This window comes from Parvibaculum indicum (assembly GCF_011762095.1).
GTDB classification, from domain to species: domain Bacteria; phylum Pseudomonadota; class Alphaproteobacteria; order Parvibaculales; family Parvibaculaceae; genus Parvibaculum; species Parvibaculum indicum.
This window is the reverse complement of sequence record NZ_JAASQO010000007.1, coordinates 71666-87898: the sequence shown is the minus strand read 5'-3', so window position 1 is coordinate 87898 and position 16233 is coordinate 71666. Positions and strand designations below refer to the sequence as shown.

The following is a 16233-nucleotide window of genomic DNA, read 5'->3' as shown; positions in this document are numbered from 1 at the left end:
TTTAGGCTAGTTCGCGAACAAGTGTTGAGAAACGAAGGGTAGAAATATGGCAGGGCAAGCTGCTGGCGCGCACGCCGAACACGAGGATCATCCCACCGGTTGGCGCCGTTACCTTTATTCGACGAACCACAAGGACATCGGCACGATGTACCTGTTGTTCGCGATCATGGCCGGTGTGATCGGCGGCGCGCTCTCGGTTGCCATGCGCGCCGAGCTGATGGAGCCGGGGATCCAGATATTCTCGAATATCGAACTCTATAACGTGTTCATCACCGCGCACGGCCTCATCATGATCTTCTTCATGGTGATGCCCGCGATGATCGGCGGTTTCGGCAACTGGTTCGTGCCCATCATGATCGGCGCGCCGGACATGGCCTTCCCGCGGATGAACAATATTTCGTTCTGGCTTCTCGTGTCGGCCTTCGGCCTGCTCGTCGTCTCGCTCTTCGTGCCCGGCATGGTCGGCTCGAACGGCTTCGGCGGCGGCTGGACGATCTACCCGCCGCTGTCCACCACGGGCTCGCCCGGACCGGCCATGGACTTCGCGATCCTGTCGCTCCATCTGGCCGGCGCCTCGTCGATCCTGGGTGCGATCAACTTCATCACCACCATCTTCAACATGCGCGCCCCGGGCATGACGCTGCACAAGATGCCGCTCTTCGTCTGGTCGGTGCTCGTGACGGCCTTCCTGCTGCTGCTGGCGCTGCCGGTGCTCGCGGGCGGCATCACCATGCTGCTGACGGACCGCAATTTCGGCACGACGTTCTTCGAGCCGTCCGGCGGCGGCGACCCGATCCTGTTCCAGCATCTGTTCTGGTTCTTCGGTCACCCCGAGGTCTACATCATGATCCTGCCGGGCTTCGGCATGATCAGCCAGATCGTCTCGACCTTCTCGCGCAAGCCGGTCTTCGGCTATCTCGGCATGGCCTATGCCATGGTCGCGATCGGCGTGGTCGGCTTCATCGTCTGGGCGCACCACATGTATACGGTCGGCCTCTCGGTGAACACGCAGGCCTATTTCGTCGCGGCCACCATGGTGATCGCGGTGCCGACGGGCGTGAAGATCTTCTCCTGGATCGCCACGATGTGGGGCGGCTCCATCGAGTTCAAGGCGCCGATGCTCTGGGCCTTCGGCTTCATCTTCCTGTTCACGGTCGGCGGCGTGACGGGCGTCGTGCTCGCCAATGCCGGCGCGGACCGCGTGCTGCACGACACCTATTACGTGGTGGCGCATTTCCACTACGTGCTGTCGCTCGGCGCCGTGTTCTCCATCTTCGCGGGCTGGTACTACTGGTTCCCGAAAATGTTCGGCTACATGTATTCCGAGTTCTGGGCCAAGCTGCACTTCTGGGTCACGTTCATCGGCGTGAACATGATCTTCTTCCCGCAGCACTTCCTCGGCCTGCAGGGCATGCCGCGCCGCTATGTGGACTATCCGGATGCGTTCGCCTTCTGGAACTACGTCTCCTCCATCGGCGCCTATATCTCGGCGGCGGCGCTCGGCATCTTCTTCATCGGCATGGTGCTGGCCTTCGTCCGCAAGCAGAAGGCCGCCGACAATCCGTGGGGCGAGGGCGCGACGACGCTGGAGTGGACGCTGTCTTCTCCGCCGCCCTTCCATCAGTTCTCCGAACTGCCGCGGATCAAGTAAGACGAAACGCTTTCCGGCCGGGGCAACCCGGCCGGAGCATTCTCGCTCTTCCGCGTGTCGCGGCCGGGCGAAACGATTTCAGACCAGAGACAAGTTTCGGGAACCGGCATCCAGATGTCCGACACGGCCTTCACAGAAAACGCTTCCTCCTATGCCGATGGCGGCATGGGCACGGCCGGCGATTTCTTCGAGCTGCTGAAGCCGCGCGTCATGTCGCTGGTCGTCTTCACCGCGCTTGTCGGTCTTGTGGTGGCGCCGGGCGGCATCAACCCGGTGATCGGCTTCACCGCGCTTTTGTGCATCGCGGTGGGGGCAGGGGCCTCCGGCGCGCTGAACATGTGGTACGACGCCGATATCGACGCGCGCATGACGCGCACCAGAACGCGCCCCGTGCCCTCCGGCCGCGTGACGCCGCAGGAAGCGGCCGTCTTCGGCACGGTGATGGCGGCGGGCTCCGTCTTCGTCATGGGCGCGCTCGTCAACTGGACGGCGGCCGCGCTGCTCGCCTTCACCATCTTCTTTTACGCCGTCATCTATACGATGTGGCTGAAGCGCTCCACGCCGCAGAACATCGTGATCGGCGGCGCGGCGGGCGCCTTCCCGCCCATGATCGCCTGGGCGGCGGTGACGGGCGACGTGTCGCTCCAGTCGATCTCGCTCTTTCTCATCATCTTCATGTGGACGCCGCCGCATTTCTGGGCGCTCGCGCTGTGCAAGTCCGGCGACTATGAAGAAGTCGGCGTGCCGATGCTCCCCGTCGTGGCGGGCGAGCGCGAGACGCGCCGCCAGATCATGCTCTATTCGCTGCTGCTGGTGCCCGTCACCCTCTCGCCCGTGGCGCTCGGCTTTGCCGGGTGGCTCTATGCGGGTGCGACGGCCGGCCTCGGCGTCGTCTTCCTGGCGCTTGCCGCGCGCCTGGCGCGCTGCGCGCCGGCGCCCGACGGCGACAAGACGGCGCAGCACAGGGCCGCGATGCGGCTGTTCGGATTTTCGATCCTTTATCTCTTCCTCATCTTCTCGCTCCTGCTGGTCGAGAAGATGGCGGGGATTGCGCCGGTCTTCCCATGAGCGGCGAAGAAGAGAAAGAAGACGCCCGGGAGCGGGATCGCCACAAGATCGAGGCGCCGCACTGGGACGAGGCAATGGTGAAGCGCCGCAGGCAGCGCAATGTCGCGATCGCCTGGGTGCTGGTGGCTTTGGTGGTGCTGTTTTTCGTCGTCACCATCGCCAAGCTCGGAGGCAATATCGCAAGCCGTCCGTTGTGACGGGGATGCGTTGCCTGCGAAGCGGGATATAATCGGACTGGTACATGCCGGTTTCTTGGGGCGCCCGGGCGCCCGGAAACGTGAAGTGGAGATGAGGGGACATGGCTGACGCCCACAGCAAACATCACGACTATCACCTGGTCAATCCGAGCCCCTGGCCGTTCGTCGGTTCGGTCGGCGCCTTCGTGATGGCGGTCGGCGCGATCGAGTGGTTCCGCGGCGCGCAGCCCTGGATCGCCCTTATCGGTCTGGCCATCGTGCTCTACACCATGTTCGGCTGGTGGCGCGATGTGATCCGCGAAGGCAATCAGGGCGACCATACGCCGGTGGTGCAGCTTCACCTGCGCTACGGCATGATCCTGTTCATCGCCTCCGAAGTGATGTTCTTCGTGGCCTGGTTCTGGGCCTTCTTCGATGCGAGCCTTTTCACCGGCGAACATATTCAGGCCTCGCGCCTTGCCTTTACCGGCGGTCACTGGCCGCCGGAGGGCATCGAGGTTTTCGACCCCTGGCATCTGCCGCTGATCAACACGCTGATCCTGCTGACCTCGGGCACCACGGTGACCTGGGCGCATCACGCGCTGCTGCATGACGACCGCAAGGGCCTGGTGCAGGGCCTCCTGGCGACCGTCGTTCTGGGCCTGATCTTCACCGCCGTGCAGGCCTATGAATATCAGCACGCCGCCTTCTCCTTCGGCGGCAACATCTATGGCGCGACCTTCTTCATGGCGACCGGATTCCACGGCTTCCATGTGATCGTCGGCACGATCTTCCTGATCGTCTGCCTGATCCGCGCCGCGGGCGGCGCCTTCACGCCGAAAGCCCATTTCGGCTTCGAGGCGGCGGCTTGGTACTGGCACTTCGTGGACGTGGTCTGGCTGTTCCTGTTCGCGAGCATCTATATCTGGGGCTCCGCGGGCGCCGTGGCCGGCGGGCACTGATTTCGCGCCGGGCGCTCTCGGGCACCCGGGCCAAGAACAAGAGGGGGCGGGCCGCGATCGTGCGGGCCCGCCCCTTATCGTTTCGCACGCACATGCTTGAAGGGCATCGACATGGAAGAGAAACAACAGGTTTCGCCGGTGAGCGCCGGGCTGCGCGCCCGCTGTCCGCGCTGCGGGGAAGGGCGGCTCTTCAAGGGCTTTCTCGACCTCAAGCCGCGATGCGAGGCCTGCGGCCTCGACTATGACTTTGCCGATGCGGGCGACGGCCCCGCCGTCTTCATCATGATGATCGCGGGCTTCATCATCGTCGGCCTCGCGCTCTGGGTGGAATTCACCTGGCAGCCGCCCTACTGGGTCCATGCCGTGCTGTGGGTTCCGCTCATCCTGATCCTGCCGCTGGGATTGCTGCGCCCGCTGAAGGGCTGGCTGGTGGCGCAGCAATACCGCCATTCCGCCCGGGAAGGCCGGCTGCACGATGTGGTGGAGACGGCCGATAACGCCGGGCGCGACGAGGACGCAAAGTGAAGAACGCCGTCTTCAGGCCGCTTCCGACGCCGACGATCCTGACCCTCGTCATGCTGCCCATCCTGCTCGGGCTCGGCACCTGGCAGGTACAGCGGCTGCACTGGAAGACCGATCTGATCGCGCGGATGGAAGCCCGCATGGCGGAAACGCCGCGGCCCCTGCCGCCGCGCGCGGACTGGGCCTCGCTCGATCTCGACCGGCTCGAATACCGTCCCTTCACCGTCACCGGGCATTTCCTCAACGAGCGCGAGATGCGCTATTTCACGCAGGATCGCGACACGAGCCAGCCCGGCTTCGCGCTCATCACGCCGCTGAGGCTGGACGGGCCGGGCGAGAGCGCAGGGGCCTATGTGCTGGTGGACCGGGGCTTCGTGCCGCAGGCGCTGGCCGACCCGGCAACACGTCCCGGCAGCGAGCCCGAGGGCGAGGTCACGCTGACGGGCTATCTGCGCCGGAGCGAGAGGCGCGGGGCCTTTTCGGCCGCCGACGACCCGGAGAGAAATATCTGGATGGTGCGCGACGTCGCCAGAATGGCCGAGGCCGCGCAGGTGAGCCCCGTCGCGCCCTTCCTGATCGAGGCGGACGGCAAGGTGCCCGAGGGCACATGGCCCAAACCCGGCCGGACCCGGATCGACCTGCCCAACAACCATCTCGACTATGCGCTGACCTGGTACGGCCTCGCGGTCGTGCTGCTGGGCATCTATATCGCCTTCCACATCGCGCGGGGGCGGGTCGGGCGGCCGAAGGGCTGAGCCTGCGCAGGGGGCGGGGCCTCGCCCTTCGAGACGCGGCTTCGCCGCTCCTCAGGATGAGGGGCTTATTCCGAATTCGATCCTCATCCTGAGGAGGCGCTTCGCGCCGTCTCGAAGGATGCAAGGCCCGCACCTGTCTCTCGCTTCCTTCGCCTTCTCCTCGCGGGGCGGGAAGAAAGACGTGGATGGCCCGGACGAGCCGGGCCATGACGGAAATGGATGAAGTGAAAACAGATTCACATCATCAGGAAATCTGCTCATGGCCCCCGATTGCCTTCCCGCCCGCGCGGCGATAGGTTACGCCGCGATTGGCGGGGGGACGGTAACGGCTTCCGGCACAACTCCCTGGAGACGCTGGTGAAATATGTGAGCACGCGGGGCGCGGCCCCGGAGCTTGAATTCGACGATGCGCTGCTGACGGGCCTTGCGCGCGATGGCGGGCTTTACGTGCCTGCCGAATGGCCGCGCATGACCGCCGGCGAGATCGAGGCGCTGGCCGGTCTCACTTACGAGGAGACCGCGGTCCGCATCATGGCGCCCTATGTCGACGGCGCGATCCCCGAGGACGAACTGGCGGAAATGGTGCGCGAGGCTTACGCGACCTTCCGCCACCGCGCGGTGACGCCGCTCGTCCAGACCGGCGCGAACGACTGGCTGCTGGAGCTGTTCCACGGGCCGACGCTCGCCTTCAAGGATGTGGCGATGCAGATCCTGTCGCGCATGTTCGACCATGTGCTGAAAAAGCGCGGGTCGAAGATCACCATTGTCGGCGCGACCTCGGGCGATACGGGCTCGGCGGCGATCGAGGCCTTCCGGGGCCGCGAGACGAGCGACATCTTCATCATGCACCCCAAGGGCCGCGTGTCGGAGGTGCAGCGCCGCCAGATGACGACGGTGCTCGACGCCAATGTCCACAACATCGCCGTCGAAGGCTCGTTCGACGATTGCCAGGCGCTGGTGAAGGCGCTGTTCAACGACCATGCCTTCCGCGACGAGGTGGCGCTCGCGGGCGTGAACTCCATCAACTGGGGCCGCGTGCTGGCGCAGATCGTCTATTACTTCACCGCCGCCGTGTCGCTGGGCGCGCCGACGCGATCCGTCGCCTTTTCCGTGCCCACGGGCAATTTCGGCGACGTCTTCGCAGGCTATGCGGCGAAGCGCATGGGCCTGCCGGTGGAGCGTCTCATCGTGGCGACCAATGTGAACGACATTCTGGCGCGCACGCTGGCGAGCGGCCGCTATGAGGTCGAAAAGGTCGTGCCCACCATGTCGCCCAGCATGGACATTCAGGTCTCGTCCAATTTCGAGCGGCTGCTTTTCGACGCCTATGACCGCAAGGCGGAGGATGTGAGCCGCCTGATGCAGAGCCTTGCGCAATCGGGCGCTTTCACCGTGGACAAGGCGCAGCTCGAAACCATGCGCGCAAATTTCGGCGCGGCCCGGGTGGACGAGGACGAGACCGCGCGCATCATGCGCGGGATGTGGCAGGAAACCGGCGAATTGGTGGACCCGCACAGCGCGGTCGGCCTCGGCGCGGCGGCGCGCGAGCGGGGACAGCTTTCCACGCCCATGGTGACGCTGGCGACGGCGCATCCGGCGAAATTCCCCGACGCAGTGGAAAAGGCGACGGGCATTCGCCCCGCGCTGCCCGAAAGCATGGCCGATCTTTTCGAGCGCGAGGAACGCCTCGACGCGCTGCCGAATGATCTTGGCGCGGTGCAGGCCTTCATTCGCGAACGGGCAAGGGCGGTGTCTGCCTGATGGCGGTGGAGATCACCACACTCGACAACGGCATGACGGTGCTGACCGATGCGATGCCGCATCTGAAGACCGCGACCGCCGGTATCTGGGTGGATGCGGGCGCGCGGCATGAAAGCCTGCCGCAAAACGGCATCTCGCACATGCTGGAACATATGGCCTTCAAGGGTACGCAGCGCCGCTCCGCCCTCGACATCGCCGAGGAAATCGAGACGGTGGGCGGCCATCTGAACGCGCATACCACGCATGAGGCGACGGCCTATCATGCGCGCATCATGTCGGAAGATACGCCGCTCGCCGTCGATCTTCTCGCCGACATATTGCAGAACTCGACCTTCGATCCGCAGGAAATCGAGCGCGAGCGCGGCGTGATCCTGTCGGAAATCGGACAGGCGCTCGACACGCCGGACGATCTCGTCTTCGACCATCTGCTGGAAGCCGCCTTTCCCGGGCAGGCGCTGGGACGGCCCATTCTCGGCACGGAAGAAAGCGTGACGCGCTTCGACGGCGCGGCGCTCCGGACCTATCTCGCCGAGCGCTATCACGCGCCGGGCATGGTGCTGGCGGGCGCGGGCGGCGTGGCCCATGCCGAGCTGGTGGCGCTGGCCGAGGACCGCTTCAACGCGCTATCGCGCGAGACGGCGGGCGGCATGGAGCCCGCGCATTTCGAGCCGGGGGACCGGCGCACGGCGCGCGACCTGGAACAGACCCATCTCGCCATCGCCTTCGAGGGCGTGCCCTATGGCGATCCGGATTTTTACGTGTCCCAGGTCTTCGCGGGCGTGATGGGCGGCGGCATGTCGTCCCGCCTCTTTCAGGAAATCCGCGAGAAACGGGGCCTGTGCTACTCCGTCTTCTCCTTCGCCTGGTCCTTCGCGGAGACGGGGCTTCTGGGCTTTTACGCCGGCGCCTCGCCCGACGACGTGGCCGAACTCGTGCCGGTGCTGGCAGGCGAGACGACGCGCGCCATGGCCGATATCACCGAGGAAGAGGTTGCCCGCGCCCGGGCCCAGATCAAGGCCGGGCTCCTGATGAACCTCGAATCCTCCTCCTCCCGCGCCGAGCAGATTGCGCGGCAATACATGATCCATGGCCGCGTGCCGGGCGTGGAAGAGCTGATCGACGAGGTCGAGGCGGTGGACGCGGCGGCGCTGAGGCGCTTTGCCGAACGCCTGCTGCGGCGCAGCGCGCCCGCCCTGGCGGCGGTGGGGCCGCTGGGCGGAAAAGGCGGCGGCCTTGAAAGCAGGGACCATATAGCGGCAAGATTCACCCCCTAGGCCGTTTTTCCTTCCGAAACCGGTCCGGGCTATAAGAAATTGGCGGCTCCGTTCGGATCGAGCGGGGCAGGCGCCGAGAGGGGTTGTAGCGGGGGATCGTCGCATCATGGCTTTTCTGAAATCCATTTCCCGGCCGGACAGCGCGCCGATGATTACGGGCGAGGGGGTCTATCTGCGCGGGCCGGATATCGACGACTATCCGCAATGGTCGACCCTGCGCGAGCGCAGCCGGGACTTCCTGAAACCCTGGGAGCCGACCTGGCCGCATGACGACCTGACGCGGAACGCCTATCGCCGCCGCCTGCGCCGCTATGCGCAGGATGTGCGCGAAGACCGGGCCTATCCCTTTTTCATCTTTCGCGAGCAGACCGGCGAGCTGATCGGCGGGGCGACGATTTCCGGCGTCCATCGCGGCGTGCAGCAATATTGCTCGCTGGGCTACTGGGCGGGCGAACCCCATGCGGGCAAGGGATATACGACCGCGGCGGTGCGCGCGCTCATCCCTTACGTGTTCGAGGAACTGAAACTCCACAGGCTGCAGGCGGCCTGCCTGCCGGAAAACGAACCCTCCAAGGCGGTGTTGCGCAAATGCGGTTTCCGGGAAGAGGGGTTTGCGCGGGGCTATCTCAGGATCGACGGAGCCTGGCGCGACCATGTCGTCTTCGCGCTGCTGCGCGACGACCCGCGCCCGTGACCCGCGACATCTGCAACGAGAAACGAGAAGCGTGAAATAGTGTTATGTGTCGGGCGGGTGCGCGTGAGTCGTAATTCAGAGGGGACGGTGAAGCCGATGCGGCAGGGATGGGGCATGTGCCGAGGCGCGCGGCGCGCGGCGGGCGCGCTGGCCATGTTGCTGGCGCCGCTCGCGCTGATGGCGCCGGAGGCCCATGCGCTCGACGCCGTGGCCGTCGACGATATGCGGCCCGTGCTCGACATCACCCCCTATCTGGAACGCTATCCGGCCGCTGGCAACAGGCTGATGCTGGAAGAACCCTCCGCCCCCGGCGATATCGTGACCACGGGCGAGGAGGCAACCGCCGCCGCCGATGAAGAGGGCGGGGCCGACGCGGATGCCGACACCGACACCGATGCCGGGGACGGGTCGATCCTGCTTTCCGACGGCGGCGACGATGCGACGGGCGAATGGATCGCCATTGCGCTCAGAAACCGCAGTGAGGACGTCGTGTCGCGGCTCGTCGTGGCCGACGACCGGCCGACGGGGTTTGCCGGGCTGTTCTGGCCGCGCATTGCCGCGGGCGTGGACGAGGCGCAGGTGGCGGGCGGCCAGATGCCGGAAGAGGACGAGGCGCTGGACCAGCCGGGCTTCAGCGTGTTCCGCATTGCCGTCGATCCCATCACCAGCGTGACGCTGGCCCTGCATGCCGAGACGCCGTCGCCCTCGGGCGTCTATCTGTGGAACGAGCAGGCCTGGCAGAGCTTCAAGCGCTCGCTGGCGCTGGTGGAAGGCGTGCTGCTGGGCGTGGTGGCGGCGCTGGGCATCTATCTTTCCGCGCTCGCCGTGCTGACCCGCGTGCCCGCCGCGCAGGCGACGGCGGCGGTGCTGGCGACGGGCTTCCTGCTGCTCTTTACCGAATTCGGCTTCATGGAAGCCGGCCTCGGGCTCTCCGCCTATTGGGCGGGGGTGGCGAGCGTGACGGCCTATGCGCTCTTTGCTTCCACGCTTTTTGCGCTGGAACGCTTTTTCCTCGATCTCGGGCGGCATTTCGACAGGGCGGCGCAGGTGGCGCGGATAGCGACCTTTGCCGTGCTCGCGGCGATCCCGCTGGCGCTGTTCGAGCCCGCGCTGGGCGCGCTTTACGTGCGGCTCATGCTGGCGCTGGCGCTGTTCGGCGGTGCGCCGCTCATCGTGCTGGCCGCTTTGCGCGGCGTGCGGCCCGCGCAGCTTCTGGTGCCGGGCACGGCGCTGTTCGGCCTTGCCGCGCTGGTCGCCGTGTTTCATGCGCTGGGCTGGATGCCGGGCGTCTTTACCGGCACGACGCTGAGCGGCGGCATCTTCACCTCCGCGCTGGCGCTGTTTGCGTTTGCCGCCGCCTATCACGCGCAAGGCGGACGCCGCCGCGCCGATATCGGCTCGCTGCGCAGCGAGCAGCGCCACGCTTTCGCGCTGACCGGCGCGCGCATGGGCGTGTGGGACTGGGACATCATGGCCGACCAGCTTTATGTCTCGCCCGCCATCGAAACCATGCTGGGGCTGGAGGCCGGCGCGCTGTCGGGCCACGAACTCGACTGGCGCGCGCATATGCACCCGAACGACCGCGAAACCTATCGCAATGCGCTCAACGCCTATATCGGGCGCGGCAATGTGCATTTCACGCTCGAATTCCGGATGCGCCATTCCGACGGGTCGTTCCGCTGGCTGGCCTTGCAGGCAAGCTGCGTGGCGGGCACGGAGGGCTATGCGACGCGCTGCATCGGCACGGTGCGCGACGTGACGGCGACGCGGCATGCGCAGGCCCGCATGCTGCATGACAGCGTGCATGACGGGCTGACGGGGCTGCCCAACCGGGCGCTCTTCATGGACCGCATGGAACGCGCGATCCGGCGCACCGGCCTCATCGATCGTCCGCGCGCGGCGCTTCTGGTGATCGACCTCGACCGTTTCAAGACGGTGAACGATTCCATCGGCCCCTCGGGCGGCGATGCGCTGCTGGTGGCGCTGGCCCGCCGCCTCGAATCGCTCGTCACGCATGAGGACACGGTGGCGCGCATGGGTGGCGACGAATATGCCGTGCTGCTGACCACGCGCACCGAGCGCGAGGACGCGCAGACCTTTGCCGAACAGCTTTCGGAATTCCTCGGCCAGCCGATCAATGTGGCGGGGCACGAAATCTTCCCGAGTTGCTCCGTCGGCATCGCGATCTGCGAGGACGCGCATGAGAATCCGGAAGAACTGTTGAACGAAGCCGAGATCGCCATGTATCGCGCCAAGCGCGGCGGCAAGGGCAAGGTGGAACTCTTCGAGCCCGGCATGCGCGCGGAAGCCGACACGCATCTGAAACTCGAAGCGGATCTGCGCCGCGCGGTGGAGCGCAAGGAACTCGAAATCTATTACCAGCCCATCATGTCGCTCGCCGACGGACGGGTGGCGGGCTTCGAGGCGCTGATCCGCTGGAACCACCCCAGGGACGGGCTGATGAACCCGGCGGAATTCGTGCCGCTGGCCGAGGAGATCGGCGTCATCAACGAGATCGGCCGCTTCGCGCTGCGCGCGGCGTCGGAGGAACTTGCGACCTGGCAGAAGCTCTTCCCGATGGAACGGCCGCTCTTTGCGAGCGTCAACGTGTCGAGCCGCCAGCTTCTGCGTCACGACCTCATCGACGATGTGAAGCGCGTGCTGCACCGGATCGATATTGCGCCGGGCACGCTGAAGCTGGAAGTGACCGAATCGCTGGTGATGGAAAACCCCGAATACGCCTCCAACGTGCTGTCGCGCATCAAGGCGCTGGGCGCAGGGCTGTCGATGGACGATTTCGGCACCGGCTATTCGAGCCTGTCATATCTGCAACGCTTCCCCTTCGACACGCTGAAGGTCGACCGCTCTTTCGTGGCGCAGATGTCCGCCGACCGCGACACGCCGCTCATCATCCGTTCCATGGTGACGCTGGCGCACGATCTGGGCATGGAAGTGGTGGCGGAAGGCGCCGAAAGCGAGGATCAGGCCGCCGACCTCGCGGCGATGGGCTGCGATTACGGGCAGGGCTTCTATTTCGGCCAGCCCATGCGCGCCTCCGAAGCGCTGGACTTCATCGCGCATGACTGGAACCGGGGGTAGTCACGGGCCTCGTCCTTCGAGACGGCGCTATCGCGCCTCCTCAGGATGAGGGCTTAGGTCTGGGTTCGTCATTCGCGAGGAGCGGAGCGACGAAGCGATCCGGTCTCTGCCGGCCGCTTTCTGATGGGTTTTTTCAGCGTCATGCGGAACAACCCCGCCGTGTCACCCCGGCGAAGAAAAAGCCGGAAAGATTTTCTATCGCTCAGGCATGTCCGGCGGCGCCGGAGAGGAGCGAGATGTCGACGCCGAGCTTGCCGAGCGCGCTGGTGTATTTCGCGTCGAGATCGAGTCCGAAAATGAGGTCCGGGTCCGCCTCGCAGTGAAGCCAGCCATTAGCCTGGATTTCCTGATCGAGCTGGCCGGGCGCCCAGCCCGCATAGCCGAGCGCGAGCAGCGCGCGCGACGGACCGCCGCCCGCCGCCATGGCGCGCAGAATGTCCACGCTCGCGGTGAGGCCGACATCGGCATCGACGGGCAGCGTCGATTCGTCGGAAAAATAATCCTGCGTATGCAGAACGAAACCGCGCCCCACCTCCACCGGCCCGCCGACGAGAACGGGGCAGGTGATGGGCTGCGTCATACTGCGCGGCGGCACGTCGATCGAAAGCTGTGTGAGGAGTTCGGGGAAGGTGACGTCGGGCGAAGGCTTGTTGACGACAATGCCCATCGCGCCTTCCGGATTGTGTACGCACATATAGATCAGCGTCCGCTCGAAGCGCTCGTCTTCCATGGAGGGCATGGCAATCAGCATCTTGCCTTCCATATAGCCGTCTTCGTCCGGCTGGTAGCTCAATCCGTGCAAAGTCGGGTTCATGGCGATCCCTTTCCGGCTAACGCATGACGCGGTAACGCCCATGCGCCTGCAGCACAATTTCGCGCCTGCCGACCGGCTGTCTCCTCTTTCCTGTCACATCCGTCACATAGATGTGTATAGGCCCGGCGCGCCGAATGGGATAAGCCTAAACCGTTTTCCGGGCGGGAGGAAACACTCGGCTGGAAAACCCGCCCGATTATGGGCGACACTTCGCCGGACGGAGGAAAGGGCCGCGATATGTTGTCGAGCACGGGCAAACCCGCCAGCAAACCGAAAAGCCTGTTTCGCGCCACGCTCTGCGCCGGTGCGCTGCTCGCGGCCTGTACGGGGCCGGCCATCGCGTCCGGCGCGGCGGAAAAGGCGGCGAATGCCGAGGCTGTCCCATTTCGGCCCGTGACGCCCTGGGCGGAGGAACTTGGCGCAAGGGTGCGTCTCGTCCTCGCCGAAACCGCGCATGACGACCGGCCTTTCCTTGCCGGGGTGGAAATGGAAATCGATCCCGGCTGGCATACCTATTGGCGCAAACCCGGCGACAGCGGCTCCGCGCCGGTTTTCGGCTGGTCCAAATCGGACAATATCGATTATGCGCATGTCCGCTGGCCCGCGCCGCGGCGTTTCGACAATCCTGGCGACGTGACTTACGGCTACGAGACATCCGTCATCTGGCCGGTGCTGGTGATGCCGCGCGAGGCGGAAAGGCCGGTGACGCTGCATCTCGAATTGTTCTACGCCGTCTGTTCGCAGATATGCGTGCCGCATGACGTGACGCTGGAGCTGACGCTGCCCGCCGCGCCAAACGCCGGGTCCGATACGGATTATGCGCAGGACATTCGCGCCGCGCTTGCCCGCGTGCCGCTCGCGCCCAAGATTCCCGGTCTGGTCGGCGCCGCGCTGACAACCGACAAGGGCAAGGGCACGCTGGAGGTGACGCTGAAGGAAACGCCCGAGACCCCGCCCATGCTTGCGGTGGAGGGGCCATATTATGCATGGTTCGGTGTGCCGGAGGTGACGCGCGATGCGAAGGCGACCCGCTATGCGGTCCCGGTGCGGATCGATGAGGGCAAGTCGCTCGACGGCGAGACATTGACGCTCACCCTGGCGCGCGCGGATGGAAGAGGCGGATACGAAACCGATTACACGCTACCCGGCGGCAAAGCCGCCATGAAACCGAAACCCGGCGCCGAAGCCGGACAATGAGGAGACGACCATGACGATCAAGGTTGGCGACAAGATCCCCGACGCAACGCTGATGAAGCTCACGGAGAAGGGCCCGGCCCCGGTGAAGACGAGCGAATTTTTCAAGGGCCGCAAGGTCGCGCTTTTCGCGCTGCCCGGCGCCTTCACGCCGACCTGCTCCAATCAGCATTTGCCGGGGTTTATTCAGAAGGCGGATGAGTTCAAGGCGAAGGGCGTGGACGAGATCGCCTGCCTGTCGGTGAACGACGCCTTCGTGATGGGCGCCTGGGGCCAGCAGCAGGGCGCGGACGGCAAGGTGACCATGCTGGGCGACGGCAATGGCGATCTGACGAAAGCGATGGGCCTCGACTTCGACGGTTCCGGCTTCGGCATGGGCACGCGGAGCCTGCGCTATTCCATGCTGGTGGAAGACGGCGTGGTGAAGTCCCTGAACCAGGAGCCGAACCCCGGCGAGGCGAAGGTTTCCGGCGCGGAGCATCTGCTCGCGGAGATTTGAACGAACATGTTGCTGTTACCCCGGCCCTTATCAAGCCCTCTCCCCTGACGGGGGAGGGCTGGGTGGGGGTGGGGCGACAACCGCATGATTTGAGAATTGTCGGAAGGCTGCATCCCCCCGCCCGGAATGCGTTCCGCATTCCGACCTCCCCCGCAAGGGGGGAGGTGAAGATTTGGCTGGAAAGAGGGGCCACATCCTTCGAGACGCGGCGTTGCCGCTCCTCAGGATGAGGAACGAATTCGGAAATAAACCCTCATCCTGAGGAGGCGCGCCAGCGCCGTCTCGAAGGATGTGGCCGAAGAGGTTTGTCACGGCGGACAAGCCGCCATGACGATGAACGATTACCCCTGATAGGGCGCCATGCCCTGGCGGGCGAGTTCGTCGGCGCGTTCGTTTTCCGGGTGGCCGGAATGGCCCTTCACCCAGTGGAACTCCACCTCATGGCGTTCGAGCGCCGCTTCGAGGCGCTGCCAGAGCTCGGCATTCTTTACCGGCTTCTTGGCGGCGGTCTTCCAGCCATTGCGCTTCCAGTTGTGGATCCATTTGGTAATGCCGTCGCGCACATAGGTGCTGTCGGTATGGAGCGCGACCCTGGACGGGCGCTTCAGCGCTTCCAGCGCCTGAATGGCGCCCATCAGTTCCATGCGGTTATTGGTGGTCGCGGTCTCGCCGCCGCACAACTCTTTTTCCTCGTCGCGCCAGATCATCAGCGCGCCCCAGCCGCCCGGTCCCGGATTTCCCGAGCAGGCGCCATCCGTATAGATGTCGATATGGTCTTTCATGCCGCTCTTATACGTCGATTCCGTAAGCCGCGGGCGAGCCGATATCGCGATGGAAGCGCAGGCGGCGCAGATATTCGGTCGGGTTCTTGGGCTGCACGAAAGCGCCGGGGGGGTGATTGATCCAGTCGTAAAGCCGCGTCAGCAGGAAGCGCATGGCGCTGCCCTGTGCGAGAAGCGGCAGGGCCTCGATTTCTTCGGTCTCCATCGGGCGCGTCTGGCGATAGGCCTGCAACAGGGCGCGCGCCTTGGTGACGTTGAACGACCCGTCATGCTCGAAGCACCAGGCATTGAGGCAGATGGCGAGGTCGTAGGCGAAGCTGTCGTTGCAGGCGAAATAGAAGTCGATGAGGCCCGACAGCTTGTCGCCGATGAAGAAGACATTGTCGGGAAAGAGATCGGCATGGATGACGCCATGCGGCAGCGCCGTCGGCCAGCCCTTTTCCAGCGCATCGAGTTCCGCCTCGATTTCGGTATCGAGACCGCGCGAGAAGGCCGCGATGCCCTCGCGGCAGGATTCGAACAGGGGCCGCCACGCGGTTACGCTCAACGCATTGGGGCGGGCGATCTCGAAATCGGCACCGGCCAGATGCAGCCGCGCCAGCGCCGCGCCCACTTCCATGCAATGGCGGGGCTGCGGCCGGTTGACCGAGATGCCTTCCAGAAAGCTGATGATGGCGGCAGGCCGCCCGGCCAGCTCGCCCTGCATGAGACCCCGGCGGTTGGCGATGGGCGTGGGGCAGCGCAGCCCGTTCGATGAAAGATGGTTCATCAGGCCGAGAAAGAAGGGGAGGTCTTCTTCCGCCACGCGCTTTTCATACAGCGTCAGGATGTAGCTGCCCTTGTCGGTGTGGAGCTGGAAGTTGGAATTCTCCACGCCTTCGGCGATGCCCTTGAGCGAGAGCACGTCGCCGATGTCGTAATCCTTCAGAAAGGCGCGCAGCTCTTCGTCGCCGACTTCCGTGTAAACCGCCATCCGCGTTGC

15 protein-coding genes are annotated in these 16233 nt (G+C 65.3%); 12 read left to right on the top strand and 3 right to left on the bottom strand.

Going from position 1 to position 16233, the window contains the following annotated elements:
• Positions 1–46: 46 nt before the first annotated feature.
• The 10 genes from ctaD (at position 47) to FHS78_RS19660 (ending at position 11962) form a co-directional block, all read left to right on the top strand.
• Complete coding sequence (gene ctaD, locus FHS78_RS10220; protein WP_167093840.1) at positions 47–1651, top strand: cytochrome c oxidase subunit I; 1605 nt, start codon at positions 47–49, stop codon at positions 1649–1651.
• A 114-nt stretch (positions 1652–1765) separates the two neighbouring features.
• On the top strand, positions 1766–2719 hold the full coding sequence (locus FHS78_RS10215; RefSeq protein ID WP_167093836.1) for a heme o synthase: 954 nt from the start codon (positions 1766–1768) through the stop codon (positions 2717–2719).
• Positions 2716–2916, top strand: a complete 201-nt coding sequence (locus FHS78_RS10210) for a hypothetical protein (RefSeq protein ID WP_167093703.1) — start codon at positions 2716–2718, stop codon at positions 2914–2916. The genes FHS78_RS10215 and FHS78_RS10210 overlap by 4 nt, the downstream gene beginning before the upstream one ends.
• 101 nt (positions 2917–3017) lie before the next feature.
• Positions 3018–3857, top strand: coding sequence for a cytochrome c oxidase subunit 3 (locus FHS78_RS10205; RefSeq protein WP_167093834.1), 840 nt, complete (start codon positions 3018–3020; stop codon positions 3855–3857).
• Positions 3858–3968: 111 nt separating this feature from the next.
• Positions 3969–4382 carry a DUF983 domain-containing protein gene (locus tag FHS78_RS10200; RefSeq protein WP_167093832.1) on the top strand — a complete coding sequence of 138 codons (414 nt, stop codon included), beginning with the start codon at positions 3969–3971 and terminating at the stop codon, positions 4380–4382.
• The gene (locus FHS78_RS10195; RefSeq protein ID WP_343041958.1) at positions 4379–5134 is read left to right on the top strand and encodes an SURF1 family protein; all 756 of its coding nucleotides are present in this window, start codon (positions 4379–4381) and stop codon (positions 5132–5134) included. Before FHS78_RS10200 ends, FHS78_RS10195 begins: the two co-directional genes overlap by 4 nt.
• Positions 5135–5491: 357 nt before the next feature.
• Positions 5492–6895, top strand: a complete 1404-nt coding sequence (thrC, locus tag FHS78_RS10190) for a threonine synthase (protein WP_167093830.1) — start codon at positions 5492–5494, stop codon at positions 6893–6895.
• Positions 6895–8169, top strand: a complete 1275-nt coding sequence (locus FHS78_RS10185) for a M16 family metallopeptidase (protein WP_167093828.1) — start codon at positions 6895–6897, stop codon at positions 8167–8169. Before thrC ends, FHS78_RS10185 begins: the two co-directional genes overlap by 1 nt.
• A 106-nt stretch (positions 8170–8275) precedes the next feature.
• Positions 8276–8863, top strand: coding sequence for a GNAT family N-acetyltransferase (locus FHS78_RS10180; RefSeq protein WP_167093826.1), 588 nt, complete (start codon positions 8276–8278; stop codon positions 8861–8863).
• A 63-nt stretch (positions 8864–8926) separates the two neighbouring features.
• On the top strand, positions 8927–11962 hold the full coding sequence (locus FHS78_RS19660; RefSeq protein WP_167093824.1) for an EAL domain-containing protein: 3036 nt from the start codon (positions 8927–8929) through the stop codon (positions 11960–11962).
• Between the two features lie 202 nt (positions 11963–12164).
• On the opposite strand, the gene FHS78_RS10170 is transcribed toward FHS78_RS19660, so the two are convergent.
• The gene (locus tag FHS78_RS10170) at positions 12165–12776 is read right to left on the bottom strand and encodes a YqgE/AlgH family protein (RefSeq protein ID WP_167093822.1); all 612 of its coding nucleotides are present in this window, start codon (positions 12774–12776) and stop codon (positions 12165–12167) included.
• A gap of 237 nt (positions 12777–13013) precedes the next feature.
• Here FHS78_RS10170 and FHS78_RS10165 point away from each other — a divergent pair, with 237 nt between their 5' ends.
• Both FHS78_RS10165 and FHS78_RS10160 read left to right on the top strand, forming a co-directional pair.
• Complete coding sequence (locus FHS78_RS10165; RefSeq protein WP_167093820.1) at positions 13014–13973, top strand: protein-disulfide reductase DsbD domain-containing protein; 960 nt, start codon at positions 13014–13016, stop codon at positions 13971–13973.
• 10 nt (positions 13974–13983) lie between these two features.
• Positions 13984–14469 (top strand): peroxiredoxin, encoded by a 486-nt coding sequence (locus tag FHS78_RS10160; protein ID WP_167093818.1) that lies wholly within the window; start codon positions 13984–13986, stop codon positions 14467–14469.
• 341 nt (positions 14470–14810) lie between these two features.
• Here the strand turns inward: FHS78_RS10160 and rnhA are convergent, their stop codons facing one another.
• Both rnhA and thrB read right to left on the bottom strand, forming a co-directional pair.
• Positions 14811–15251: a ribonuclease HI gene (gene rnhA / locus FHS78_RS10155; protein WP_167093816.1), complete on the bottom strand. Its 441-nt coding sequence runs from the start codon at positions 15249–15251 to the stop codon at positions 14811–14813.
• Between the two features lie 7 nt (positions 15252–15258).
• A complete protein-coding gene (thrB, locus tag FHS78_RS10150) occupies positions 15259–16224 on the bottom strand; it encodes a homoserine kinase (RefSeq protein ID WP_167093814.1) in 966 nt (321 codons plus the stop codon).
• Positions 16225–16233 lie beyond the last annotated feature (9 nt).